Below are 24790 nucleotides of genomic sequence, written 5' to 3'. Positions count from 1 at the left end.
GCCGAGACGTGACGAACGCAAGTCCATGAAGGTTCTTATTGTCGAAGACGATTCCGCGATCGCAGCGAACCTCTACGACTATCTCGAAGGTAACGGCTATGAGGTCGACATTGCTTCCAATGGCAAGGCAGGACTGCGGATGGCGATCGCCGACTCGTGGGACGCCATCCTGCTCGATCTGGCGCTGCCCGGCATGGACGGACTCACGCTCTGCCGCAGGTTGCGCGAAGAGGCGCGGCGGGACACACCGGTGCTGATGCTCACGGCCAGGGACGCACTGGACGACAAGCTGGAGGGCTTCGTGCACGGTGCCGATGACTATCTGGTCAAGCCGTTCTCGCTGAAGGAGGTCGGTGCACGTCTTGGGGCCCTGATCAAGCGCTATCGCGGGCAGGTCGCCACCATGGATCTTCTATTCGCCGACGTAAGACTGGATCTGTCGACGATGACCGTCGAACGGGCCGGGCATCCGGTCAAGCTTCCCCCAAAATGTCTTCAGTTGCTGCGCATCCTGCTGCAGTCGCCTGCGCGCATGTTCACTCGCGCCGAGCTTGAATCTGAAGTCTGGGGTGAGGAGCTGCCCGACAGCGACACACTGCGCACGCACATCTACACCCTGCGCAGGGCGCTCAGCGAGCAGGGCGAGGCCGACCTTGTCGAGACCATCCATGGCGTCGGCTACCGGCTCGTTGCACCTGATCAAGATGCGAAATAGCCTGCGCTTCAAGGTCGCGCTTTTCTTCTCGGTGCTGACCATCGCGTTGCTGGTCGCCCAGGCGCTCGGCGTGAGGACACTGGCCGAGGCACAGGAAGAGCGGCTGATCACGGCACTCATCCATGACGACATGACGAATGTGCTCAAGAGTTACGAAGCCAACCCGTCCCTGCTGCCGCCCTTCGATGTCCGAATGAATGGCTATGTTTCGGGCGCGGACAGCCGGACCATTACGCTGCCGGTGACGATCGGGAGTCTGCCTGCCGGCACGCACGAAATCATCATTGACGGACGGGAGATCCACGTCGCGATCGAGCCGCTCGGCGCGGCGCGGCTGTACCGCGTTTACAACTTCAGTATTTACGAAAAGCATTTCAAGGAAGTCATCAATGCCCTGATGGCAGGCACAGGTGTCTTTGCATTGCTCACGATCTGGCTGTCCTTCGGCCTGTCGGGTCTGTTGGTGCGGCAGGTTGCCGGTCTCGCGCGGCAGGTCAAGGAACTGCGGCTCGGCGGGGCGGTACCGATCCAGCCCGGCAGGTACGATGAGACGGAACTCGTCGGGCTCGTGGAGGCTTTCAACGACTACCACCGGCGCATTGCCGACATGATTGCTCGCGAGAAGGAGTTCACGGGGAATGTGAGCCACGAACTGCGAACGCCGCTTACGGCAATCAAGACGAGCTGTGAACTGCTTGAACAGGATCCGGCGATCAGCGGCAAGTCGCGCACACGTCTGCAGCAGATCGAGCGTGCGGCCGACAACATGCGCGAACTCGGCAACGCGCTGCTGACGCTCGCGAGAGAGGATTCGGCACGCGAGGTCGAGCCGATGGCGCTCGCGAACCTGATTGAAACGTCGCTGACGCGTTTCGCCGACCGTTTTGCCCGAAAGGACCTGGCGGTCGTCAATGCTGTGGAACGCGGTGTTTGTGTGCTGGCAAACCGGTCGGCGCTCGCGATCGTGCTGTCCAACCTCATCGACAACGCCGTCCGGCATACCGAACACGGACGCCTTCAGTTTCGCTACGCAGACGGCTGGTTGCACATCGAAGACACCGGGCCAGGCATTCCGGCACACGCACTCCCCCATGTCTTTGACCGGTTCTACCAGGCCGGGTCGCCGCGCACTGCGACGCCTGGCGTCGGAATCGGCCTGTCGATCGTCAAAAAGGTCTGCGATCGCTATGGATGGTCGATCCGGATCGACAGCGAGCCAGGCGTTGGCACCTGCGTCTCGCTGCGCCTGCCGGCGACGAGCCGGACCTGAGTCGACTGCACGCTTGCTGATGCGTTCTTGACGAAAACTTCACAAACCCCTGCGTAGCATGGGCTTATGGGCTGTTCCGTAAGTTACCGGAACAGATATTGACCAGATTGTGAAGGAGTCGCTCATGAAATCGCTAATCGCTGCACTCTTCGTCGCATCCTCTGCGATTGCCCCCTTACTTGCATTTGCCCAGCCAACCCCCGGCCCGACGCGCGCCGCGGTCCGTGCCCAGTTGGCGTGTGCGGAGCAGTCAGGATTGATGCGTCTACCCAGAAATAGCTACCCCGACAAGATGTCCGAAATGAACTGCGACACCTCCGGTTCCGGGGCATCCATGAACGGGAACGCCCAGGCGGGCGCGCCAACGTGGCAGCAATCGAACCCGACCCTGTTCAGGCACCACTGAGAGCGGCACATGTGGCGTTGACAGAGCTGGCGTCAATACCGCATGCCCGCCCCGGCGGCGTCCTGGCCGTTCCTTCTTGACGAAAACTTCACAACCGGTGGCGTAGCATCCGCCCCGGACGCTGCCCGGGTGGGCGGCACACCATCCGATGGGATGCAAGAATGCGCCGCACATTATCGTTTGTCTTTATCGCCTTCGCCGGGATGGCCGGTTGCACGACCTACCATCCCGAGCCGATCGCCCCCGCCCAGCTTGCCCGGCAATTCGAGGAGCGCACGCTGGCGAGCGAGGCGCTGCAGGCCTACGTGGCGCGCGAGACCGGTCACGACGTCACGCCCTGGCCGCCTGCAGTCTGGAATCGTGAGATGCTCACCCTGGCGGCCTTCTACTACAGCCCCGCCCTCGACCTTGCCCGTGCGCAATGGAGCACGGCCAACGCCGGTATCGACGTCGCCAACGCGATTCCCAACCCGGTCCTGCAGTTGCCGTTCCAGTACAACACGCCTAACCCGGGGCCGGGAGCGCCCTTCACCTGGGGGCCGTCGCTCGATATTCCGATCGAGACCGCGCACAAGCGCGGCTATCGCGTCGATCAGGCGAACCACCTCTCGGAAGCGGCCCGGCTGAACATCGTCAACGCAGCGTGGAGCGTTCGCGCTCAGGTCCGGGATGCCATGCTCGCCCTCTACGCCGCCCGCGAACGCATGGCCTTCCTGTCCGCCAAGGCCGACGCCGAGCGGCAGATCACCGTGATGAGCCGCCACCGCCTCGCTGTCGGCCAGTACTCGCAGCCCGACGTCGACGCTGCCGTCCTTGCCGACACCCAGGCCCAGAGCGAGCTGGCCGCCGCGCGAAGCGCCGAACAGGACGCGCTCGCACAACTGGCTGCCGCCATCGGCGTGCCGGTCACCGTGCTCGACCGCGTCACGCTCGACCTGAGCGCCTTCGATACGGTTCCGCCTGCGCCGCCCGCAACGGATGCGCAGCGCGCGGCGATCTTCCATCGCGCCGATCTGCGCGCCTCGCTGGCCGATTACGCCGCGGCCGAATCGGCGCTTCAGCTCGAGGTCGCGAAACAGTATCCGGACATCCACCTCGGCTCCGGCTACACGTACGACACGGGCACCAACAAGATTGGCTTCGGGCTCGCCGGCATTACGTTGCCGATCTTCGATCAGAACCAGGGCGGCATCAGGGAAGCCGAGGCGAAGCGCAAGGAAGCTGCCACGCGTACCGGCGCGTTGCAGGACAGGATTCTCGGCGATCTTGCGCACGCGCTGGCACGCTACCGGGCGAGCCTCGAAGCGCTGCAGCTGTCCGACGCCCATCTGGCAAGTGCCCGCCGGCAACTCGAAAGCCAGGCGGCGGCTTTCGCCAGCGGCAATGCGGACCGGCTGACCTTCACGCAGGCGAAAGCTGACTACCAGACCAGCAAGAGCGCCCACCTCGACGCCGTAGTCGCGGTCCAGCAGGCCGCTGGCGCGCTCGAAGATGCGATGCAGCAACCCCTGGGTCATGAGGCGGTGAGCGATACCCTCAGTGAAGAGACACCATAATGAAACTCCGGCTGATCCTACTTTCCGTCATTTCGCTGGCCCTCGCTGCCGGTGCAGGCTGGTACATCCTGAACCAGGCGTTTGACGACGCCAGTGCATCGACCGCCACGGCAGCCCGGTCGGCTCCGACGCCCGCCGTACAGACGGTCAACGGTGAAACGGTCGTGGTCGTGAGCCCCGAGGCCCAACGGGCCAGCCACATCGAGGTGGCGCCGCTTGCCGCCGTCATGAGCCAGTCCGGCATCAGCGCCGACGCGATGGTCATCGATCTGCAGCCGCTCTTCGATCTGCGCAACCGGCTCGCGAGCGCGCGCGCGGACGTTGACACCTTCACCGCGCAGGCGGCCAGTTCGAGGACGCAGTACCAGGGCAGCCGCACACTGTTTGCCGACGACCGCAATGTTTCGCAGAAGAGCCTGCAGGCTGCACAGTCGACGATGCAGGGCGACGAAGCGAAACTGCAGTCTGCCCGGGTCACGCTGAACGGGCTGGACGGCGCGATGCGGCAGCAGTTCGGCGACGTGCTCGCGAATGCCGCGGCCGCACCGGCCTCGAGGCTGTTCCAGCTCCTTCAGTCGGGCCAGGCTGTCGTGCTGCGCGTCACGTTGCCCACAAGTTTTGGTATGGCGCCACCCGAGCGCATCGCCGTCGATACGGCTGACGGCCGCGTGGTGCCGGCCCAACGGCTTTCCGCCTCGCCACTCGTTGATCCGGCCGTGCAGGGGAGCCCCTGGCTCTACGTCGCCGACGCCACGCTGCCCGCCAATCTGCGCACGAGTGCACGCGTGCCGACGTCAAGCGAGGCCGTATCGGGGCTGCTGATCCCGGCGCAGGCGGTGGTGTGGTACGGCGGCCAGACGTGGGCCTGGGTGCGCACGGCCCCCGAGCGCTTTACGCGACGCTACGTGCCGGCCGGCAACGAGGACGACCGCGGCTTCATGGTCACGTCGGGCTTTCACGCCGGCGACCAGATCGTGACGCAGGGTGCGCAACTGCTGCTCTCCGAAGAGCTCAAGCCTCAGGGCATCGCCACCGCGTGCAAGGATCCGCCCGAATGTGATGACTGATCCTGCGACCGTACCGTGCATGACCTGCCCAGAACAACGCGACTCCACGTCCCATTCCACGCCCCATGCTTGACGCGATCATCCGCTTTTCGCTGCGCTTTCGCGGCGTCATCTTCTCGCTGGCCGTGATGGCGGCCGGCTACGGGCTCTTTACGCTGACGCGCGCCAAGCTCGACGTTTTTCCCGAATTTGCGCCGCCGATGAGCATCGTGCAGACGGCCGCTCCGGGCATGACCAGCGAACAGGTGGAGAGCCTCGTCACCCAGCCGGTTGAAAATGCCCTCGGCGGCATGACGGGCCTGAAGTCGATTCGCTCGCGGTCCATGCAGGGCCTCTCCTCGGTCACGCTTGTGTTCGATGACCACGCCAACGTGATGCAGGTCAGGCAGCTCGTCACCGAGCGCATCGGCGGGCTTGCGGGCTCGCTACCAGTGGGCGTCACCGCACCCCAACTCCTGCCGCTCACCACGACAACGAGCGTCGTGCGCACCATTGGCCTGACGTCGACGACGCGCTCGCTCGCGGACCTCTACGACATCGCCCAGTGGACGGTCAAACCGCAGCTGCTCGGCACTCCCGGCGTGGCCGACGTGATTGTGTTCGGCGGTGAGACGCGCCAGCTGCAGATCCAGGTCGACCCCGCGAAGCTGATGCGCCACGGCCTGTCGATCCCGGACGTGATTGCCGCGGCGCGCCAGGCCACCGGCGTGCGCGGCGCCGGGTTCATCGAGAACAGCAACCAGCGCATCGCCGTCAACGCCGATGGCCAGATCGCGACACCGCAAAAACTGGCCAGTGTCGTGCTGCGTTCCAGCAACGGCGCGGCGGTTCGTGTGGGTGACGTCGCCAACGTGACCTGGGGCAGTGCACCTGCTGTTGGCGCAGCATCGATCATGGGCAAGCCCGGCGTGATGGTGGTGATGGAAAGCCAGTACGGGACCAACACGATGGCCGTGACGCGCGACATCGAAAGGACGCTCGCGGGACTCGGACCCGCGCTCGCCCGGCAAGGTGTGGACGTAAACACCAACGTCTTCCGGCCCGCCAACTTCATCGAGGCCGCCGTCGGCCACCTGCGCACCGCGCTCATCGTCGGCGCCGTGCTGGTCATCGCGGTGCTGTTCCTGTTCCTGCTCAACGTGCGCACCGCCGTGATTTCCGCGGTGGCGATTCCGCTGTCGCTGCTGGTCGCGATCATCGTATTGACGTCGTTCGGCGTCAGCCTGAACACGATGACCCTGGGTGGGCTCGCCATCGCGCTCGGCGAGGTGGTCGACGATGCCATCATCGACGTCGAGAACATCTACCGGCGCCTGCGCGAGAACCGCACGCTGCCCCAGCCGCTGCCCGCTTTCCGGGTCGTGCTGCGTGCTTCGCTCGAAGTTCGCAGCGCCGTGGTGTTCGCCACCTTCATCGTAACGCTGATCTTCCTGCCCGTGCTCACGCTCACGGGTATCGGTGGACGGCTCTTTGCGCCGCTGGGTATCGCCTACATTCTCGCCGTGCTCGCGTCGCTCGGCGTCGCCCTGACGCTCACGCCGGCGATGGCACTCGCACTGCTGGCGAAGGGACCCTTGCCCGAGCGGGAGCCGCGCCTGATCGGGCGCCTCAAGACGCGTTACATCGCGCTGCTGACGAAAGTCGAACAGCATGTGAAGGCGGTCATGGTGATCGTCGCGGTGATGTGCGCCGCGGCGCTCGCGTCACTGCCATTCATGAGCGGGAGTTTTATTCCGCAACTGCGCGAAGGCCACTACACGGTTCACATGGGGCTCGCACCGGGCACCTCGCTCGCCGAATCGCTGCGCATCGGCACGCAGGTCTCGAACGCGCTGATGCAGGTGCCGGGCGTGCGTCTCGTGGCACAGCGTGCGGGCCGCGCGAATGGCGTGGTCGACCCCACCGGCGTGCAGCTCTCCGAGTTCGAAGTCGACCTCAAGCCGATGGGGGCATCGGGCCAGAGCTGGGCGCTCTACCGGATTCGCCAGGCGCTGGCGCGCTTTCCGGGTCTCTCCACCTCGGTCAACACGTTTCTCGAGGAACGGATCGACGAAACCATTTCGGGCACCACGGCCCCGGTGGTCGTGAATGTGTTCGGCAACAATCTCGACGTCATCGATCGCACGGCGCAGCAGATCGCCCAGCTGATCGGCACGATCCACGGCGTCGCCAGCGTGCGGGTGGATTCGCCGCCCGGGATTCCGGAACTGGACGTGCGGCTGAATCCCGACGCCCTGAGCCGCTGGGGCTTCCGGCCCGTCGAGGTGCTCGATGCTCTCCAGGCTGCCTACGCGGGCGTGACCGTATCCCAGATCTACGAGGGTAGCCGCAGCTATGACCTCGCCGTTGTGCTCGACCCGGCCCAGCGTCAGACCGTCGGCGACATTGGCAAGCTCATGGTGCGCAATGGCGACGGCCTTGCCGTGCCGCTGGGCTCGCTCGCGACGATCCGTCAGGTCGCGGGACGCTACCAGATCACACATGACGGTGGCCAGCGCGTGCAGACGGTATCGGTCAATCTCGGCAGCCGGCCCGTCAGCGACTTCGTAAAGGAAGCACAGGCGCGTGTGAATCACGCGATCAGGATGCCGCCGGGCACGTATGCCGTCTTCAGCGGTGAGAGCGAAGCGCGCGCGCAGTCGCAACGCGACCTGCTCGCATACGGCGGGATTGCGCTGGTGGGCATCGCGCTGCTGCTGTTCCTCGCAATGAAGAGCCGTCGCGGCGTGCTGCTGGTCATGATTAACCTGCCCTTCGCGCTCGTGGGCGGGGTTCTGAGCGTCGTGCTGACCGGCGCGAACCTGTCGCTGGGCAGCATGGTGGGATTCGTCACGCTGCTCGGCATCTCGCTGCGCAATTCAATCATGCTGATCAGCCACTACGAGCATCTGGTGCACGTCGACCGGCTGGCCTGGGACATAAATACGGCGGTGCGCGGTGCGTCGGAACGGCTGGTGCCGATCCTGATGACTGCACTGGTGACTGCGCTCGCCCTGCTGCCGCTCGCCGTGACGAGCGGCGCGCCGGGTAACGAAATCGAGGGGCCGATGGCGATTGTCATTCTTGGCGGCCTGCTCACCTCGACCGCACTGAACCTGATCGTACTGCCCACCTTGGCACTGCGTTACGGGCGTTTCGCGCGCGAGGAACTGGTCGAACCCGGACAAGCAGCGGTATCAGGAGAAACGGGCGATGGCCAGTGACGAGGTGTCACGGTAAAGACGAAGCGAACGCGACCCGCATTGCGAACCATTGGAGAGATCCCCGTGATTGGTCTGAACAAGCTGCTTGACGGGAAGAAGCTCCATCTGGTGTTTGAATTGAGCCTGTGGTTCAAGGCGATTTTCGCGCTTTCAGAAATCGCTGCCGGCGTTGTCACATACTTCGTTCCGCAGCGGCTTTTTCTGACTTTTGTGCGTTTGGTCACGCAGGATGAGTTTGCGGAAGATCCCCATGATCTCGTCGCCAACTTTCTCCTTCATACCGTACAGCACCTTTCTGTCGACACCCAGAAATTCGCGGCGATTTATCTGCTCGGACACGGCGTGATCAAGCTGTGGCTGATCATCGGTTTGCTGTGCGAGAGACTTTGGTACTTTCCCATTTCCATGATTGTTTTCGGCCTGTTCATTGGCTACCAGGTCTATCGATTTACATTCACGCACTCAGTCTGGTTGTTGCTCGTCACGGCCTTGGACATCGTCGTTATCGCCCTCACCTGGCACGAATACCGATATCTCCGAAACGGGCAGAAGGCGGTAATGTAGAGCGCCTGGCTGGGATCCCGTGTCGGGCGGAGCTGATACAGTCCGCGGCGCCGCACCGGCCTGATGCCCGGTAGAAAACAGCTTTCTCCCGATTCCAGACAACGAACGATGCTACCTGATACATCTACCATCGACCGCATTCCGATTCCCCGTGCAGTCCGGATGCTGGGGTTTGTCAGCCTCTTCATGGACTTTTCGTCCGAACTGGTTCATGCGTTGCTGCCCATCTTTCTCGTCACCACGATGGGCATGAGCGTGAGCGCGCTGGGTGTGCTCGAAGGGGCAGCCGAAGCGACCGCAATGATCGTCAAGATCTTTTCGGGGCCCGTAAGTGATTGGCTTGGCAAACGCAAGGCGCTGTTGTTGCTCGGCTACGGGCTGGCCGCGCTTTCCAAGCCGCTTTTCCCGCTGGCCGGCACACCCGGGATTGTCGCGGCCGCACGACTTGTCGATCGCGCGGGCAAAGGGATTCGCGGTGCGCCGCGTGACGCCCTCGTCGCAGACGTCTCGCCCCCGGAGATTCGTGGCGCCTGCTTTGGACTGAGGCAGTCGATGGACACGATCGGAGCATTTGCAGGACCCCTTGCCGCAATCGTATTGATGCTCGGGTTTTCCGATCACATTCGCACTGTCCTGTGGTTCGCGGTCGTACCCGCGTTCATCGCGGTCGGCCTGATCCTGTTTGGCATTGAGGAGCCGGTCGGTGAAGGTGCGCCTCGTCGCTTCCGGTCCCCGCTGCACTGGCGGGCATGGCGTGAATTTCCGGAGCGCTACTGGTTCGTGGTCGCGATCGGTGCCACCTTCACGCTTTCGCGCTTCAGCGAGGCCTTCCTTGTCTTGCGCGCGCAGCAGACCGGGTTGAATATCGCGTGGATTCCCGGCGTGATGGTGGTCATGAGTCTCGCCTATTCGCTCTCCGCCTACCCCGCGGGAGCACTTTCGGATCGCATCGATCGCCGGTTTCTACTCGCCTGGGGGCTCGTGCTCCTGATCGCGGCAGATCTTGTGCTGGGCACGAGCGCGTCGATCATCACCGTCCTCCTCGGCGTTGCGCTCTGGGGCCTGCACATGGGTTTCACACAAGGCATTCTCGCGGCGATGGTCGCAGAAACAGCGCCGCAGACACTTCGCGGAAGTTCGTTCGGCCTTTTCAATCTCGCGAGCGGCGTCTGCATGCTGGTCGCGAGCGTCATCGCCGGTTGGCTGTGGGATCGCCATGGCGCGTCGGCGACGTTCTTTGCCGGAGCCGGTCTGGCTGTCGTCCCACTGGTGATGTGCCGTTTCGCGCCACGCCTGGAGAAGCGCAACCGCTGACCGATCCTGATCTTCACGACAAAAGCCTCTTATGGAAACGCTCGAAGCGCTCAATCAAACCATTTTTCTCGTGCTCAACGCCACGCCAGCGACGCCGCATTGGCTCATCGGAATGGGAGTGATCATCGCCAACTATGCTATCTGGGCGGCTCCTGTCATACTTGTCTGCCTGTGGTTGGCGGGCGGCGACGAGAGGCGGGAAATGGCCCTGCGTGCATGTTTTGTTGGCTTCCTGGCACTCGGCATTAACCAGTTGATCGGAATGGTGTGGTACCACCCCCGGCCATTCGCAATCGGAATAGGGCATGCATTCCTCGCGCATGCTCCTGACTCGTCATTTCCGAGCGATCACGCCACATTGCTTTCTGCGATCTCTTTCACACTCTTCTACGCAGGAAAAAGACGACTTGGACTGCTTGCACTGATCGTCGATATCGCCGTTGCGTGGGCCCGCTTGTTTGTTGGCGTGCACTTTCCGTTTGACATGATCGGGGCGGCAATTGTCGCCTGGATCGCCTACATGCTTGGCAGCCCGTTCTGGCGAGTCGGGGGCAGGGTGGTAACCGGGGCTTCGATTGCCTTGTACAGGAAGGTATTGGCTATGCCGATTGGCCGACGATGGCTGCGACCTTAACGGAGCCGTACATGCAGCAAACAGGTCCGCGACATCCCTTGGTTGAAGCAGTCCTATGACGAACTTGCGAGCGGTTTTTGCGGGTGGGCCAGCGCTGCCCTATCACTCAACTCACTTTTCTTGGACGCCATCGACTTCGGCGATCAGATGCTCCGTCTCTCGCGATCGCTATTTCTGTGGGCGCGGACGCCAAGTTGCCGTTGGTACTGTTAGCCATGCCTGAACTCATTGGGGGGCCAGGTTCCTCAAACCCCTGGAGCGAGCGGGCATGTCTTTGCCGAAGGGGGCACAGTCTCCAGAATTCAGTATTGCGAGATACCACGCTCCTTCGACGACAACGAATTTCTTTTACTCACCAATGCGTTAAACCGCTTCTGGCGAAAATTTACGAATCCCGGCCGATCCTCATCACGGCATCAGCCGGGCCGAACTAGAGGGTTGGCCGTGATTCGTTAATACCCGAAGCTTCAGATATTAACGATTACCCGCACCGGGAAATTAGGCGTAGGCGCGTCGCGCACCCTGCGTTCAGGTGCGAGGCCGGGGCATACCCGGCTCGCCACTGCTCAGCCCTGGCTTGCACGTAACGACTCGCCGAGGCAGTACTTCCCGTAAATCAGGCAGTGGGTCGTAACCTGATGCGGTGCAGGCGCTCTCGCACCCGCGCTCGAGGTGTCTCCCAATGTGATATCGCCGGTGTTTCTGGCTGCGAACATGAAAGCCAGGACCACAAACCCGGCCAGAAGCATCGCGATCCACGCTGCATCCCGGTTTTTCAGGTACTTCACGACAATTCCTCCTCAGCAAGATCGGCCACTGCGGTTACCATTTCCTGTCGCGCCCCGCTCAACGGCCATCCGGCCGGCATCTGGCGTCCACCGGGCGTCCCGCTGTATGCTCCGGCGGGATTGAGGTGCGGGTCACAACAAACGCGCCCTGAACTGAGCTGCGTGCAGCTGCACGCGTGAAACGACTGATGCAGCGCGCTATTTCAACAGGGTCATCTGCACGACCTTGAGCACGACGAGCCCCACGGCCAGCAGCAGGTAGCCGCGCAGGACTCCCATCCAGACACGCTTGGCCAGCGTCAGGTTCGGCGCCGGCAGATCGTTCAGCGGCGGCATGCGCCACGTGTCGCGTGCGCCCTCTGGCCATGCCTGGGTTGAGCCCACGGGGTCCCTGCTACCTCTGCGCAGCGCAGCCGTCACGGCATAGCCAGCGATGGCCAGCACGGTTCCGCCCGCGAGTACTACGAGAATCGTCTCACCGCTGATATCCGGGTACATCACCGACGCGGTCAGGATGATCGACAGCATCACCAGCACCCAGATCACCGCCCCTGTGAACAGGTTGAGCTTTCTGGAGTTGACCCATGGTCCGAGCACGGCCTTGTCGTTGCACAGGAGCAGCAGGAACACCGTAGCACTCGGCAGCAACACGCCGGCGAGCGTCTGGACCGCTTCGGTCAGCAGTCCGAGGGGGCTACCGGGAATCAGTACGATTACGGCAGCCAGCGCGACAATGCCGAAGTACACAAGGTAAAAGCCTTTCGCGTCCGTCACGCCCCGATGCAGCGAGTGACGGATCTTGAACACGTCGCCAATCGCATAGGCGGTCGACAGCGAGACTGCCGCTGCGCCGATGATCGCCGCATCGAAGAGCGCAATCGCAAACAGCACGGCCGAGGTACGGCCGGCGTATTTTTCAAGGCCGGTGATGACGCCGCCCGCATCCGTAAAATTGCCAAATTCGGGCTTTCCCGAGAACAGCGCGGCACTGAACGCCATCATGGCCACTGCGCCGATCAGCACCAGTGCGATGCCGATCCACAGGTCGGCTTTCTCGTACTTCATGAAGCGCGGCGTAATGCGCTTGTCGATCACATAGCTCTGCTGGAAGAACAGCTGCCAGGGTGCGATCGTCGTACCAACGATACCAATGACGAGCAGCATCACATCCGAAAGCTTCGAGTGCGCAGGCCAGTTCGGGATGAAGAAGTCGCGCGTCATCTGGCCAACCGGCGGATGTATCGACACCAGCACGGGAACAAGGAGCAGGCTCAGCGCACACAGCACGACGGCGAAGCGCTCGAAGCGCCGGAAATTCCCCGTACTGACAGCGGCCATCGTCAGCGCTGCGGCGATGCAGACGCCCGCGATACGGGAGAGGCCGAAGAAGTCGAGCACAAACGTGATGCCAATGAATTCGGTGACGATCGTGAGCGCGTTGAGCAGGAAGAGATCGATCACGCTGAACGCCCCCCAGAACTTGCCAAAGCGCTCGAAGATCAACCGCGCATGCCCGACGCCGGTGACCGCACCGAGCCGCAGGACCATTTCCTGGTTGACGAAGAGGACGGGCACGAGCAGCAGAAGCGTCCACAGCAGCGTCGTGCCGTAGTTCTGGCCAGCCTGTGTATAGGTGCTGAAGGCGCCCGCGTCGTTGTCGCCGACCATGACGATCAGGCCCGGGCCCAGAATAGCCAGCAACGTTCGAAAGCGCGCCCACCATGTCGTGCGCGGGGCGGTGTCGTGGTGGGCAATGGTGCCGAGCGCTCCCTTGATGTCGCCCAGATGGGCCGAATCGAGGACTGCGGTGCGTTCCCGCCCGAGCGTGGGTGGTGAGAGATCAGTTGGCGTAGACATTTTTATGGTTCCCGGATTGCGCTGGAACAACTCTGTGGCGGTCAAGCATGCGCGAGCGGACCGGTCGCTGGAAAAACGCGTCCGTCGCGCATGCCGAAATGGCTTACGGCCTGTTACGAGATGAGTCGGCTGACGCAGCGCCAGAATGCAGCGAAGCGGTTCGGTGTGCGGGGCTGCAGCGACAGCATGGTGTCGTAGCAGGCACGCGAGTCGTCGATGTGCGGGTTTTGCGACACGAGAAGGCCAAAGTTCATGATGTTCTCCGTGCGTCTGGCAGGACGCGAAACGTGGGGCGCGGGCAGACACGGAGACCGGCGCATCATGGGCGCCGTGAGGTGCGTGCTACCCGTTTGCCCTGATGAAAAGCAGGGATGAGCGGCATATGGGGTAACTGTCACAGTCCGGCATTTCGGCTCCTTTCTGGCGCCAGATGCGCCCGTACAGGTTCACGCGCTGCTCACAGGGAGCAGATGCGCACGCGAGTGGGACTCGCGTCACGATGCCATTGACTTCGCGCAAGCACGCGGGTCGATGGCGCTTTCTGGGGTGCACGGGGCTGCGTTACTGCGGCGCGCACCGTCTGCCTGACGGCAGGACGGCGGCTGATAGGTGAGCGCGGGGACGTCCTGCCAGTCAGGCAGCGAAACGGATCAAAGGTCGACTACTGCAGGTGTCCAAGGCAATTGCCCCGTCCGTGAAGATTGTTGGATTGTAGGGGGTGGGGGTATCCTGAGTCAACCGGATCTAAGCTGGGGGCAAAAAATTCGTGTTGCGTGCCGATCCTGGCCCCATGAATCGCCAATTCAGGCGGTTTTGTGGGTGACGCGGTCATCGCCACGGGTCCAACTCGATCAACGAACGGGCATGATGCCGGAGAATTTCCGGCCAAATAATATACCTATACCCCCTATATCTTTGTAAATGTGCTACAGTCCCGTCCAGTCTTCACGGAGATGCCTTTCATGAGCCACACAATTCGCGAGAAACAGAAGCTGCTCAACCGGGTGCGCCGCATCAAGGGGCAGCTCGAAGCGGTGGAGCGCTCGCTCGAGGAAGAGCGCGGTTGCTCCGAGGTGCTGCAGCAGATTACGAGCTGCCGTGGCGCGATGAATGGTCTTCTGGCAGTGGTGCTGGAGGACCATGTCCGAACTCATCTGGTCGATGCCGATCCGTCGCACGGGCATGTCAGCGGCACAGAGGAGCTGATCGAAGTGATCCACAGCTATTTCAGGTAAGAGGGCAACATGAGCGATTTCCAGAGCGCAGCCTTTGGCGCCGGACACGATCACATCTATCTCGGCGCGGCACACGCGCAGAACGAGCGGCGGACCTGGGCAGTCATTGCGCTTTGCAGTGCGATGATGGTGGCCGAGATTCTTGGCGGCAGTCTGTTCGGCTCACTGGCGCTGGTCGCCGACGGTCTGCACATGTCAACGCACGCGGGTGCCATGCTGATCGCGGCGCTTGCTTACACTTACGCGCGCCGGCACGCGTCGGATCCGCGCTTCGTGTTTGGAACCGGCAAGCTTGGCGATCTGGCGGGGTTCACCAGCGCCATCGTGCTGGCGATGATTGCGCTGCTGATCGCCTATGAGGCGGTATCCCGTTTCTTTTCGCCGGTGCCAATCCATTTCGGGGAAGCGATTCCCATCGCGGTGGTCGGACTGCTGGTCAACCTGGCGAGCGTCTGGCTGCTGAGCGGTGACCATCACGGTCATGGCCACGGGCATGCGCATGGACATGGGCACGGTCACGGTCACGGCCATGGCGACGAAGATCACGGCGACCATGCTCATGACGATGAGGTCCGGCGCATATTCACTCCGTCTGGCGTGTTCGAGGTTTCGGTTTTCGAGGACGGCGTGCCGCCCGTCTTCCGCATAACGCCGGCGACGGAGGATTCGCGCCTGGCCGCAGACGGGGTTTCGGTCACGACGGTACGCCCGGACGGCGCACGTCAAGCGTTCACGTTCGTTGACCGGGGCGGCTACCTGGAGTCAACCGACCAGATTCCGGAGCCGCACGAGTTCAAGGCCGTCGTCCGGTTGAGCGACGGCTTGCACGAACTCGCCTTCGAGGAGCATGAGCACGACCATGACGACGCAGTCACCGCTGCGAACCGGGATCACAATATCCGTTCGGCGTACGTCCACGTGATCGCGGATGCAGCCGTCTCCGTGCTGGCCATCATTGGGCTGGTGCTGGCGCGTACGTTCGGCTGGATGTGGATGGACCCGCTTGCCGGCGTGATTGGCGCACTGGTGATCGCGAACTGGTCGTGGGGTTTGATGCGCGACACGGGCGGGATTTTGCTCGACATGAATCTGGACCGCAAACTGTCTGACAATGTCCGTCGCACGATCGAGGGCCATGGCGACCGGGTAATCGACCTGCACGTATGGCGCCTGGGACCCGGTCACATGGGCGCGGTGGTGTCGGTTGCGACTACCGAGCCGCAACGCAGCCCTGGCTTCTATCACGCAGCACTCAAACGCTTCCGGGGCTTGTCGCACGTGACGGTGGAAGTCAACCCGACGCGTGTCGCAGCCTGAGCGATGGCCGTCAGGTCACCGTGCATCGACGTGTGCGTCATGGATGGTCGGACAGGGTTCTGCACCGGCTGCCTGCGCACACGCGATGAAATCCGCAACTGGAAGACAATGACGGACCATCGGCGGCATCAGGTCATCAACGATCGCGCGCGACAGCAGGCAAAACTTGTACGAGGGCCGGCGCACGGCGATGGCCGGGGCGCCACGGGCTCTGGAACTCCGGAATGACGAAGTGCGGTGTAGCGCCGTGAAACACACTTGCCTGAAGGGCGCCGCAGCCGCCTTGTACGGCCACACTAACACTACCGGCGACGCCCCGTTGCTATAGCAGATGGCGTCAGACCCGGAGCATATCAACCTGACCGGCGACTCCCGGCGGCTTCCGCAGCGCCAGGACTGGCTTGCGCGAATTCAGGCCGTTGCTGCCGCGGCAGCAGGCTTGACGTGCCTTATGTTCTCTGAGGCCGCCGCTGGAGCCAAACCAGCGCGATGGTCACGGCGCAAAAAGCGGCGCCCGCATAGGGGTGCCGTCAAGATTCGGACTTTTTCGTACGTTTAGCGGCGAGATCGTCAGGTTAGGGTCTTCGACACGGAGAAACGTGTGTCCACCAATGAGGAAGTCAACCCTAACGTGACGCGCTTTGGTCGCAGGCCTGACGTCAGGTTGAAGCATGCCTCAGCCTGACACCCGACGCGTGACTGAGCGCACCGATGCGCAGATCACCGGGGCGCCCGGAACGCGCGCAGCGCCCATGTGAGCGACAAGGCAAAAAACGCCAGCAGCACGACCACGGCGATGCCCTGATGCTGGCTGACGAGTGCTCCGGCCGCCGTGCCGGACAGTGCCAGCAGCACGATCGGCAAATGGCATGGGCACGTGAGCGCCGCGAGCGCACCCCAGAGCCAGGCGCGCCAGCGGGCGCTACGAGTTAATCCGGGTGCAGTTGGATCACGCACGGTTTGTGCTCCCCGCGTTTCGCAGGCAGGTGGCCCCCAACAGCCGCTCGGCACACTCGCGGCCCACGGCGAAGGCGTCCCGGACGCTCACAACCTCGATGCCGGGGCGTGTCGCGGCCCACTGCTGACCCGCGGCGGCTGTCGTTTTCAGAAGACGGCTGCACTGAACGTCAGAAGCCGACTGCACTATAGCAGCGGAGGGGTTGGATCCATCAGGCAACGACGGGCTGCTGCCGGCCAAGAGCGACCAACTGATGTGAGAACCCGAGCGGCAGTTTGAGGCTGAGAGCTGCCCCTCGTGCTGCGCGCTTGGATCGGCGGCTATCGACCGATAGCAGGCGTCTATATTTGGCATAGATAGCACAACTTATTTCCCTCACAGGCACCCGCGACCATGTCTCAAAAATGACATCAACGAGTCATCATGGTGTCATATCACGACATTACCATCGCTGCAATTCAGATTCGTAATCAGGTCATCATTTTTGATTACGAATTCAAATCTGCCGGAGGTGTCATGATCGAACTACAGAATGTCTCAGTCAGTTATGGTGATGCGATTGCACTGTATCCCACCACTCTCAAACTCCATCAGGGACAGTTCACCGTATTGCTCGGATCTTCCGGCGCTGGAAAATCCACGCTACTTCGCTGTATTAATTCGCTGCATGCGTCGCAGCGCGGCACCACCATTGTCGCCGGCTTAGGAAATTTGGCGAACTCGCGTGCATTGCGCATGCATCGCCGACAGACTGGCATGGTGTTTCAACAGCATCAATTGATTGGCCGACTGACGGCTTTGCAAAACGTTTCGATGGGCCGAATGGGCTACCACACGGCATTACGCAGTCTATTCCCCCTCCCGGCGAAGGATCAATCCATATGCCTGCAAAGTCTGGACCGAGTCGGCTTATTGCACAAAGCCTTAAGCCGTGTCGACGCATTGAGCGGCGGCCAGCAGCAACGCATCGGTATTGCCCGGGCTCTGGCTCAGCAACCTAAACTGGTGTTGGCTGATGAACCGGTAGCCAGCCTCGATCCTGCTACTGCAGAGCGAGTGCTAAGTCTGCTGCACCGCATTTGTAAAGAGGACGGGATTTCGGCGGTCGTCAGCCTGCATCAGGTAGACCTCGCTCAACGTTATGCCGACCGTATTATTGGCCTGTCCCATGGCCGAGTCATTTTTGATGCCGCACCGCAGACTTTGGATCAAGCCAGTTACGACACGCTGTATGAACAAGTACCCCGTTCTTCTTTGAGCGTTCCACAAGACGCTCGAGAGGAACGGCTTATCGATACTTCATTTCCCATGCAACTTGCTACCGTAAAGGATTGATTATGAAAAAACTCGCATCCGCATTAATGTCTGTCTTGCTTGCCGCCGTCTGCAGCATTGGCCATGCATCATCCAATCCCGATCCAGAAACGCTCAAAGTTGCGCTACTGCCGGACGAAAACGCATCGACCGTAATTAAAAACAACAAGCCGCTCGAAATCTATCTGGAAAAAGAGCTGGGAAAGAAAATTGAGCTGGTGGTTACCACTGATTACTCGTCAATGATCGAAGCCATGCGTCACGGCCGTATCGACATGGCATATTTTGGCCCCTTGTCGTATGTGCTGGCTAAGCAAAAGAGCGACATCGAGCCATTCGCAGCGATGAAGCAAAAGGGTAGCACTACCTACCAGTCCGTATTGATCGCCAATACTGGCGCCGGCATCGCCAAAATCAGTGATATCGTCAACAAGAATGTCGCTTACGGTGATGTGGCATCCACCTCCAGCCATTTGATTCCGAAGTCGATATTGGCGGAAAACGGTTTGAAAGCCGGCGAAAACTATCGCGAACACTTTGTCGGTGCGCATGACGCGGTGGCCATGGCCGTGCAAAACGGTCACGCGCAGGCTGGCGGCTTGAGTAAGCCGATTTTTGAATCCCTGGTTCAGCGCGGACTGGTCGATCCCAACAAAGTAAAAGTTCTTGCCGAATCGAAGCCATATCCGCAATACCCGTGGACCATGCGCAGCAATCTGAAGCCGGAACTGAAGGAAAAGATCCGTGCAGCCTTCTTGAATCTCAAAGATCCGGAAGTCCTGAAACCTTTCAAAGCCGATGGTTTCGGCCCGATCAGCGACAAAGACTATGACGTGGTGCGCAGCCTTGGCACACTGCTCAAGCTCGATCTGTCGAAGTTCTAAGTGAGCGACAGCATGCAAGCTGATTTTGGTTTGATTCTGGCCGAGCGCCAGCGCGTATGGAACCGCACGATACTGCAGTTTGCCGTTGTGCTGGCGATTGTGATCGGTTGCTGGTATTACGTCGGCCTATTTGATGCCGAGCGATTGAAGGATGGCATGCCAAGCCTGGTAAAAATTGCCGGCGAGATGTTCCCACCGAACTTCTCGCAGGCTGGCACCTGGGTCAAACCGGTACTGGATACCTTGGCCATGAGTATCGCCGGCACGGCAATCGCGGTATTGCTATCCATTCCCTTAGGAGTGCTCGCCGCGCGGAATACTAGCCCTCATCCACTCGTGTATCAAGCCACACGCGGCATGTTAAACGCTTTGCGATCGATACCCGAACTGATCATGGGCATCCTGTTCGTGGCAGCCGTTGGCTTCGGCGCATTGCCGGGTGTTTTAGCCCTAGGCTTACATTCGGTTGGCATGATCGCCAAATTTTTTTCGGAATCGATCGAACATGCCGATCCGGCACCGGTAGAAGCCGCGCATGCAGCGGGCTGCACGCCATTGCAGGTGATTTTTCATGGGATCTTTCCCCAAGTGCTTCCGCAAATGGCCGATACCGCGATCTATCGATGGGAATACAACTTCCGTGCTTCGACCGTGATGGGCATGGTCGGCGCCGGTGGAATCGGGTTCGAGCTGATGGGCTCTCTGCGCATCATGCAATACCAGGATGTCTCGGCTATTTTGCTGGTTATTTTAGGCATGGTTACCCTCGTCGACGCCTTCAGCTCCTTCCTGCGTCGCAAGTTCAAATAACTCCCAAAGCTTACAAAGGTTTTTATGAAGCCCAAAGTCGTCCTCACCCACTGGGTGCACCCGGAAATCATCGAATTGTTGTCCGCTAGCGCCGATGTTATCCCCAACACCACACGGGAAACCTTGCCGCGTTCTGAGGTAATTGCGCGAGCCAAAGATGCGGATGCACTCATGGCTTTCATGCCGGACAGCATCGACAGCGCGTTTCTCGAGGAATGTCCAAAGCTGCGTGTCATCGGCGCCGCGCTTAAAGGCTATGATAACTTCGATGTCAACGCCTGCACACGCCACGGTGTATGGCTTACGATTGTGCCGGATTTGCTTACGATCCCGACCGCTGAACTGACTATCGGCCTTCTTCTCGGTTTGACAAGGCATATGCTGGAAGGCGATAGGCAAATCCGTAGCGGACACTTCCAAGGCTGGCGGCCGACACTATATGGCTCTGGTTTGACAGGAAAAACGCTTGGCATCATTGGTATGGGGGCGGTCGGCCGTGCAATCGCCCAGCGCTTGGCTGGCTTTGAAATGAATCTCTTGTATTGCGATCCGATTCCGCTCAATGCCGAACAAGAAAAGGCTTGGCACGTACAGCGCGTCACGCTCGATGAACTGCTCGAAAAATGTGATTATGTCGTGCCGATGGTTCCGATGGCCGCAGAGACACTGCATCTGATCGATGCCACCGCGTTGGCCAAGATGAAAACCGGTAGCTACCTGATCAATGCATGTCGCGGCTCGGTCGTGGATGAGAATGCGGTGATAGCAGCACTGGCGTCTGGAAAACTAGCTGGATATGCAGCCGATGTCTTCGAGATGGAAGAATGGATACGCGCTGATCGCCCGCAGGCTATCCCCAAGGCGCTGCTCGACAATACGGCACAAACGTTTTTTACGCCGCATTTGGGATCGGCGGTCAAGGAAGTTCGGCTTGAAATCGAGCGGCAGGCAGCGATGAACATCATCCAGGCACTCGCTGGTGAAAAACCGATGGGCGCGATTAATCAGCCGTATCCGGGAGTAAAGGCGGCGTGATAGATCTGGAGCGTGTGGCGACGTTCATTGCCGTCGTCAAATGCGGGGGCTTTCGCGAAGCGGCGAAGCAAACTGGATTGTCCCAGCCAACAGTAACGCAGCATATCAAGCGGCTGGAGCAGTCTTTGCAGGCCCGGCTGATTGACCGCGCAACAATGCCGCAAAGCCTGACATTGGAGGGAAAGATTTTTTTCCCCTATGCGGAACAATTGCTCCGTACTAGCCATAAGGCTACGGCAGCCCTCCACAATAAAAGCCTGGTCGTTGGTGCAAGCTCCAATATCGGCATTTATCTTTTACAACCCTATATCAAGGCGCTCCAAGATAAATTAGCAAACAAGATCGATGTGAGGATCGGCAAAAATATCGAGATTGCCGCTTTGCTGGAAACGCTTGAAGTGGATGTAGCGGTAATGGAGTGGTGGGACTCACGTCCTGGGTTCGTCTCAACAGTATGGCGGCGCGAGAGGATGGTTGTCATTGTTCGCCCCGGCCATCCTTGGGCTGCCGAGTCGACCATTCCACTTAAGTGGTTAAAATCCCAGATCTTGCTTGGAGGCGAAGCGGCTACCGGAACTGGGCGCCTACTACAACAATATGCCGGTGCCGACTCGGCAGAGTTCACAGTGGGTATGCAGTTAGGTAGCACCGAGGCGGTCAAACACGCGGTCCACGCAGGGCTAGGAATCTCGCTTGTGATGGAAAGCGCGGTCAAGCATGAACAGGCAAGCGGATGGTTACATGCAATTCCGATTGAAGAAGATGTTTACAAAGATCTTTATCTCGTACATCGCTCAGAAACTTCGTTAAGCGGTCCGGTGGCAAGCCTTGCAGATTTGATTCTCCATTCTCCGGATTTAGGCTCAATAGAATATAAATAGCAAAACGAATGTCTGCTTCTGGCCGAGAGCTGACCTTCTCTGCGCGCATCTCACTGACCGCAACCGCTGCACTGCCGGCGCTGGGCCAGAAATTCTGAGCGGCTCTTGAGGGTCGACACCGGTAATCGGATCGTTGCCGCACTGAACAGCGCCCCGTTCCAGGTCGCCTCCATTTATGCGGCTGAACCGAGGGAGAGCAGCTTTACGCCGTCTGGCCGCAGTTCGCCCTTGGGCGACACGTGCCGGTAGAGCGTCTGCCGGGTAATCCCGAGTTCTTCGCAGAGATCGCCCACCTTGGTTTCCGGTTGCCCCATGCTGGCCATCGCCAGGCGTAGCTTGGCGGCGGTCATCTTGAAGGGGCGCCCCCCTTTCCTGCCGCGAGCGCGCGCCGAGATAAGTCCAGCGACTGTTCGCTCGGAAATCAACTCACGCTCGAACTCGGCCAGCGCGGCAAAAATACCGAACACAAGCTTGCCGGCGGCAGTCGTCGTGTCGACCGCCGCACCGTGACCGGTCAGGACCTTCAGGCCCACGCTACGCGCAGTTAGGTCGTGCACGGTGTTGATCAGGTGGCGCAGATCACGGCCAAGCCGATCGAGCTTCCACACGATCAGCGTGTCCCCTTCACGAAGCGCCTTCAGGCAAGCAGCCAACCCTGGGCGATCATCGCGCCTGCCCGAGGCCAGATCCTCGTAAAGGTGCGCAAGGCTCACACCAGCGGCGATGAGCGCATCGCGTTGCAAATTGGTGGACTGGGATCCGTCCGCCTTCGATACCCGCATGTAGCCGATCAGCACCTTTTCACCCGTCACGTATACGTTCGATTATGTGACAGTGTGCACCGGAAAGTTCTGGTCGTCAAAATTTGTCACTTAACCCGTCATTCTGTCTAAGACATGCAAAGGGTCCATCAGCCTCGTAATGTGACAGAAATTCCGGGGGAATGCCTTCCTTTGCAAAGGTGGCGCGCAACTGTTCCAGGGAAGCGGGATCGCGCCGACCATAGGAAGCCAACGCGAACAGCGAGCGTGCCGTCTCGGGGTCGTGCCGGGCTTCAATGATCGCCTCACTGATAGCTTGGACCGCCCGTTGCCAGTGATTGACGGGTTCGGGCTTCGGCGGTTTCGCCGGCAGACCACTGGTGAACCCGGTTTGGGGCTCGGACGAGAACAGCTTTGCATGCTCGCCTGGCGGGCTGATATCCCTCAACTCGATCAAGCTGATTGCCGTTGCCGCCGCCTCCAGCATCTGCAACCGTATTGCCGGGTTCAGGGTTTCATACGGTCGCCACAGACTTTGCCCAGCACGCAGCGGATGCCCGCAGCCTTGCCAGACTTGGCGGAGATACCCCGCGTAGGTTCCGCACGCCGAAAGCGGGGTGTTCAGCTCATCGAGCAGCGTGCGTAGCAGTCGAAACCACAATCCAGCGTGGATGCGTCGGCACGGCAGTTCCACATGGCCGGTCGTCAGTGCCTGCCAGGTACGCCGGTCCATCACTGCAATCGCGTCGCTGGCGGTGCGCGACGCAGTGTCGGCGTTCTCCCAGCCGAGAAACCGCCCAGGCACGCCCCAATAGGATTCCAGCCAGCAGCCATGCAGCGGGCAGCTCAGCATCAGGGGCAGCTTCCATGCAAGCAGTTCGGCTTGGTTTGCCGGGTCGTTCAGACAGAGAGGACAGGCGCGATGTATCGGCTGGCTGGGCAGCCAGGCACGCCAGCTCGTGATGGATCGCGTCCTACGGCGGAGTTTCGGCAGCAGCACCGAGAGCTGGAACGCATAGGTTTCCAATGCGTCTGGAATCTGATCATCAAGGCTGTCCAGTAGCCAAGGCACCCAGCCGGCGAAACTCATGCAACGCAGCCGGTCCGGCTCGATGCCGCTCCGCTGGGAGAGCATCGCCAACAGCGCCAGTGGTGGCGCGGTATCCAGGTCATCAACCTGAGCGTGACCAAGATCGTGCTCCAGCAGCTCGGACACCTCCATGTGATAGCAAAGGGCCACGCGGTTGAGCCACGAAGACAAGGCTTCGCCTTCTCTGGGGGCCGGATGCAGTGGCCAGCGTGGCGCTGGCTTCACATCAGTTCCCGCTCGAATTGCCGCCGCCGCTCGCTGGGACCGGTGTAATCGGCCATGCTCAGCGTGCGATGGTTGATCGCTTCCTCGCCGCTCTCCACTGCGACGATGGCCGCCGCCATCAGCAAGTGCGCCAGTTCGCCGATGGTGCCCTCGCTGCGTGTGAGCAGGTAGCGGGCCATGTCCAGCGTGGCAATCGACGAGGGTCGCCGCAGTGGAAGCGAAGCGGCGAAACTGGCCAGCAGTGAGCAGCAATCGTGATTGGCCTCCCATACCGGCAGCATCATCGGCTCGAAGCGATTTTCCAACTGGTCATCGGAGCGGATGGCCAGGTAGGCGTCGCGCGTGCCGACCCCGACCAGTGGGATGCGCAGTTCATTGCCGAGGAAGCGCAGGAGATTGAGGAATTCCCGGCGATTGACGCTGTTACCGGCCAGGACGTTGTGCAACTCGTCGATCACCAGCATGCGCACGCCGACCTTGCGCAGCAGTGCCAGCGCCAGTTGTTCCATTTCTGGCAGCCGTGGGCGCGGTCGCAATGGCGCACCCATCGCCGCGAGCAGCGCGACGTAGAAGCGGATTACCGACGGTTCGGATGGCATCTGCACGACCAGTACCGGAATGTGCTCCTGGTCGGCATCGGCTCTGGCCGGATGCGTGCGCCGGAACTTCTCGACGATCATCGACTTGCCGTTGTTGGTCGGGCCGACCAGCAGCAGGTTGGGCATGCGTTGCTTGTTTGGCCACGTATACAGGATTTCCAGCCGGTTCAGCGCCTCGACTGCTCGCGGATAGCCGATCCAGCGGTCGGCGCGAAGGCGATGGATGCGTTCGTCCGCCGGGAGACGGGCCAAGCCCTGGGCCGCCGGCAGCAGGTGGGACAAGTCGATGATGGGATATTCTTCCACG

Annotated in this window: 24 protein-coding genes; 17 read left to right on the top strand and 7 right to left on the bottom strand. The window is 61.1% G+C overall.

All coding sequences use genetic code 11. From position 1 onward, the window contains the following. Window positions 1-25: 25 nt before the first annotated feature. From MBR110_RS31250 to MBR110_RS31210, 9 genes are all read left to right on the top strand, one after another. Complete coding sequence (locus MBR110_RS31250; protein WP_027813543.1) at window positions 26-715, top strand: response regulator transcription factor; 690 nt, start codon at window positions 26-28, stop codon at window positions 713-715. Then, complete coding sequence (locus tag MBR110_RS31245; protein ID WP_027813544.1) at window positions 705-1985, top strand: sensor histidine kinase; 1281 nt, start codon at window positions 705-707, stop codon at window positions 1983-1985. Before MBR110_RS31250 ends, MBR110_RS31245 begins: the two co-directional genes overlap by 11 nt. Before the next feature lie 124 nt (window positions 1986-2109). Then, window positions 2110-2391 (top strand): DUF4148 domain-containing protein, encoded by a 282-nt coding sequence (locus tag MBR110_RS31240; protein WP_046543880.1) that lies wholly within the window; start codon window positions 2110-2112, stop codon window positions 2389-2391. 161 nt (window positions 2392-2552) lie between these two features. Beyond that, window positions 2553-3947, top strand: coding sequence for a TolC family protein (locus MBR110_RS31235; RefSeq protein ID WP_027813545.1), 1395 nt, complete (start codon window positions 2553-2555; stop codon window positions 3945-3947). Then, the gene (locus MBR110_RS31230; RefSeq protein WP_027813546.1) at window positions 3947-5014 is read left to right on the top strand and encodes an efflux RND transporter periplasmic adaptor subunit; all 1068 of its coding nucleotides are present in this window, start codon (window positions 3947-3949) and stop codon (window positions 5012-5014) included. The genes MBR110_RS31235 and MBR110_RS31230 overlap by 1 nt, the downstream gene beginning before the upstream one ends. A gap of 65 nt (window positions 5015-5079) precedes the next feature. Continuing rightward, entirely contained in the window at window positions 5080-8217 is a 3138-nt protein-coding gene (locus tag MBR110_RS31225; protein WP_027813547.1) for an efflux RND transporter permease subunit, read from the top strand. 63 nt (window positions 8218-8280) lie between these two features. Continuing rightward, complete coding sequence (locus MBR110_RS31220; protein WP_034176083.1) at window positions 8281-8781, top strand: DUF2127 domain-containing protein; 501 nt, start codon at window positions 8281-8283, stop codon at window positions 8779-8781. Window positions 8782-8889: 108 nt separating this feature from the next. Next, on the top strand, window positions 8890-10095 hold the full coding sequence (locus tag MBR110_RS31215) for an MFS transporter (protein ID WP_046196988.1): 1206 nt from the start codon (window positions 8890-8892) through the stop codon (window positions 10093-10095). A 31-nt stretch (window positions 10096-10126) separates the two neighbouring features. After that, window positions 10127-10729 carry an undecaprenyl-diphosphatase gene (locus tag MBR110_RS31210; protein WP_027813550.1) on the top strand — a complete coding sequence of 201 codons (603 nt, stop codon included), beginning with the start codon at window positions 10127-10129 and terminating at the stop codon, window positions 10727-10729. A 566-nt stretch (window positions 10730-11295) separates the two neighbouring features. Here the strand turns inward: MBR110_RS31210 and MBR110_RS31205 are convergent. The 3 genes from MBR110_RS31205 to MBR110_RS31195 form a co-directional block, all read right to left on the bottom strand. Next, a complete protein-coding gene (locus MBR110_RS31205; protein WP_027813551.1) occupies window positions 11296-11517 on the bottom strand; it encodes a hypothetical protein in 222 nt (73 codons plus the stop codon). 198 nt (window positions 11518-11715) lie between these two features. Beyond that, the gene (locus MBR110_RS31200) at window positions 11716-13374 is read right to left on the bottom strand and encodes an NRAMP family divalent metal transporter (RefSeq protein WP_027813552.1); all 1659 of its coding nucleotides are present in this window, start codon (window positions 13372-13374) and stop codon (window positions 11716-11718) included. Between the two features lie 113 nt (window positions 13375-13487). Continuing rightward, window positions 13488-13628, bottom strand: a complete 141-nt coding sequence (locus tag MBR110_RS31195; RefSeq protein ID WP_164531308.1) for a hypothetical protein — start codon at window positions 13626-13628, stop codon at window positions 13488-13490. A 708-nt stretch (window positions 13629-14336) separates the two neighbouring features. Between MBR110_RS31195 and MBR110_RS31190 the strand changes: the two genes are divergently transcribed. From MBR110_RS31190 to MBR110_RS31180, 3 genes are read left to right on the top strand one after another with little or no spacing between them, the layout of a single operon-like run. After that, window positions 14337-14609 carry a metal/formaldehyde-sensitive transcriptional repressor gene (locus MBR110_RS31190; protein WP_027813553.1) on the top strand — a complete coding sequence of 91 codons (273 nt, stop codon included), beginning with the start codon at window positions 14337-14339 and terminating at the stop codon, window positions 14607-14609. Window positions 14610-14618: 9 nt separating this feature from the next. Beyond that, the gene (gene dmeF / locus MBR110_RS31185) at window positions 14619-15926 is read left to right on the top strand and encodes a CDF family Co(II)/Ni(II) efflux transporter DmeF (protein WP_027813554.1); all 1308 of its coding nucleotides are present in this window, start codon (window positions 14619-14621) and stop codon (window positions 15924-15926) included. A 3-nt stretch (window positions 15927-15929) separates the two neighbouring features. Beyond that, the gene (locus MBR110_RS31180; RefSeq protein ID WP_027813965.1) at window positions 15930-16154 is read left to right on the top strand and encodes a DUF1289 domain-containing protein; all 225 of its coding nucleotides are present in this window, start codon (window positions 15930-15932) and stop codon (window positions 16152-16154) included. Window positions 16155-16646: 492 nt separating this feature from the next. Here the strand turns inward: MBR110_RS31180 and merE are convergent, their stop codons facing one another. Further along, window positions 16647-16883: a broad-spectrum mercury transporter MerE gene (merE, locus tag MBR110_RS31175; RefSeq protein ID WP_027813555.1), complete on the bottom strand. Its 237-nt coding sequence runs from the start codon at window positions 16881-16883 to the stop codon at window positions 16647-16649. A gap of 517 nt (window positions 16884-17400) precedes the next feature. Here merE and phnC point away from each other — a divergent pair. From phnC to MBR110_RS31150, 5 genes are read left to right on the top strand one after another with little or no spacing between them, the layout of a single operon-like run. After that, the gene (gene phnC, locus MBR110_RS31170) at window positions 17401-18219 is read left to right on the top strand and encodes a phosphonate ABC transporter ATP-binding protein (RefSeq protein ID WP_020200553.1); all 819 of its coding nucleotides are present in this window, start codon (window positions 17401-17403) and stop codon (window positions 18217-18219) included. Between the two features lie 2 nt (window positions 18220-18221). Beyond that, on the top strand, window positions 18222-19082 hold the full coding sequence (gene phnD, locus MBR110_RS31165; RefSeq protein WP_038442281.1) for a phosphate/phosphite/phosphonate ABC transporter substrate-binding protein: 861 nt from the start codon (window positions 18222-18224) through the stop codon (window positions 19080-19082). A gap of 12 nt (window positions 19083-19094) precedes the next feature. Then, a complete protein-coding gene (gene phnE, locus MBR110_RS31160; protein WP_024569577.1) occupies window positions 19095-19892 on the top strand; it encodes a phosphonate ABC transporter, permease protein PhnE in 798 nt (265 codons plus the stop codon). Between the two features lie 24 nt (window positions 19893-19916). Further along, window positions 19917-20927 (top strand): phosphonate dehydrogenase, encoded by a 1011-nt coding sequence (locus MBR110_RS31155; protein ID WP_009238667.1) that lies wholly within the window; start codon window positions 19917-19919, stop codon window positions 20925-20927. Next, complete coding sequence (locus tag MBR110_RS31150; protein ID WP_080324167.1) at window positions 20924-21808, top strand: LysR family transcriptional regulator; 885 nt, start codon at window positions 20924-20926, stop codon at window positions 21806-21808. Before MBR110_RS31155 ends, MBR110_RS31150 begins: the two co-directional genes overlap by 4 nt. A gap of 173 nt (window positions 21809-21981) precedes the next feature. On the opposite strand, the gene MBR110_RS31145 is transcribed toward MBR110_RS31150, so the two are convergent. The 3 genes from MBR110_RS31145 to MBR110_RS31135 all read right to left on the bottom strand — a co-directional run bounded on the left by MBR110_RS31145 (window position 21982) and on the right by MBR110_RS31135 (window position 24789). Continuing rightward, entirely contained in the window at window positions 21982-22605 is a 624-nt protein-coding gene (locus MBR110_RS31145) for a recombinase family protein (protein WP_003155741.1), read from the bottom strand. 61 nt (window positions 22606-22666) lie between these two features. Then, window positions 22667-23884: a TniQ family protein gene (locus tag MBR110_RS31140; RefSeq protein WP_038442277.1), complete on the bottom strand. Its 1218-nt coding sequence runs from the start codon at window positions 23882-23884 to the stop codon at window positions 22667-22669. Then, on the bottom strand, window positions 23881-24789 hold the full coding sequence (locus MBR110_RS31135) for a TniB family NTP-binding protein (RefSeq protein WP_009687862.1): 909 nt from the start codon (window positions 24787-24789) through the stop codon (window positions 23881-23883). Before MBR110_RS31135 ends, MBR110_RS31140 begins: the two co-directional genes overlap by 4 nt. Window position 24790: the final 1 nt, after the last annotated feature.

The sequence above is a fragment of the Burkholderia sp. MBR-1 genome, assembly GCF_013822785.1.
Lineage (GTDB): Bacteria > Pseudomonadota > Gammaproteobacteria > Burkholderiales > Burkholderiaceae > Burkholderia > Burkholderia vietnamiensis.
Note: the sequence above shows the minus strand (reverse complement) of the source record. Positions and strands in the feature narration are given on the sequence as shown.

Excerpts from the sequence above, each read along its gene's own strand:
- MBR110_RS31250 (WP_027813543.1), top strand. The coding sequence starts at position 26 with ATGAAGGTTCTTATTGTCGAAGACGATTCCGCGATCGCAGCGAACCTC.
- MBR110_RS31245 (WP_027813544.1), top strand. The coding sequence starts at position 705 with ATGCGAAATAGCCTGCGCTTCAAGGTCGCGCTTTTCTTCTCGGTGCTG.
- MBR110_RS31240 (WP_046543880.1), top strand. The coding sequence starts at position 2,110 with ATGAAATCGCTAATCGCTGCACTCTTCGTCGCATCCTCTGCGATTGCC.
- MBR110_RS31235 (WP_027813545.1), top strand. The coding sequence starts at position 2,553 with ATGCGCCGCACATTATCGTTTGTCTTTATCGCCTTCGCCGGGATGGCC.
- MBR110_RS31230 (WP_027813546.1), top strand. The coding sequence starts at position 3,947 with ATGAAACTCCGGCTGATCCTACTTTCCGTCATTTCGCTGGCCCTCGCT.
- MBR110_RS31225 (WP_027813547.1), top strand. The coding sequence starts at position 5,080 with ATGCTTGACGCGATCATCCGCTTTTCGCTGCGCTTTCGCGGCGTCATC.
- MBR110_RS31215 (WP_046196988.1), top strand. The coding sequence starts at position 8,890 with ATGCTACCTGATACATCTACCATCGACCGCATTCCGATTCCCCGTGCA.
- MBR110_RS31210 (WP_027813550.1), top strand. The coding sequence starts at position 10,127 with ATGGAAACGCTCGAAGCGCTCAATCAAACCATTTTTCTCGTGCTCAAC.
- MBR110_RS31200 (WP_027813552.1), bottom strand. The coding sequence starts at position 13,374 with ATGTCTACGCCAACTGATCTCTCACCACCCACGCTCGGGCGGGAACGC.
- MBR110_RS31195 (WP_164531308.1), bottom strand. The coding sequence starts at position 13,628 with ATGAACTTTGGCCTTCTCGTGTCGCAAAACCCGCACATCGACGACTCG.
- MBR110_RS31190 (WP_027813553.1), top strand. The coding sequence starts at position 14,337 with ATGAGCCACACAATTCGCGAGAAACAGAAGCTGCTCAACCGGGTGCGC.
- dmeF (WP_027813554.1), top strand. The coding sequence starts at position 14,619 with ATGAGCGATTTCCAGAGCGCAGCCTTTGGCGCCGGACACGATCACATC.
- MBR110_RS31180 (WP_027813965.1), top strand. The coding sequence starts at position 15,930 with ATGGCCGTCAGGTCACCGTGCATCGACGTGTGCGTCATGGATGGTCGG.
- phnC (WP_020200553.1), top strand. The coding sequence starts at position 17,401 with ATGATCGAACTACAGAATGTCTCAGTCAGTTATGGTGATGCGATTGCA.
- phnD (WP_038442281.1), top strand. The coding sequence starts at position 18,222 with ATGAAAAAACTCGCATCCGCATTAATGTCTGTCTTGCTTGCCGCCGTC.
- phnE (WP_024569577.1), top strand. The coding sequence starts at position 19,095 with ATGCAAGCTGATTTTGGTTTGATTCTGGCCGAGCGCCAGCGCGTATGG.
- MBR110_RS31155 (WP_009238667.1), top strand. The coding sequence starts at position 19,917 with ATGAAGCCCAAAGTCGTCCTCACCCACTGGGTGCACCCGGAAATCATC.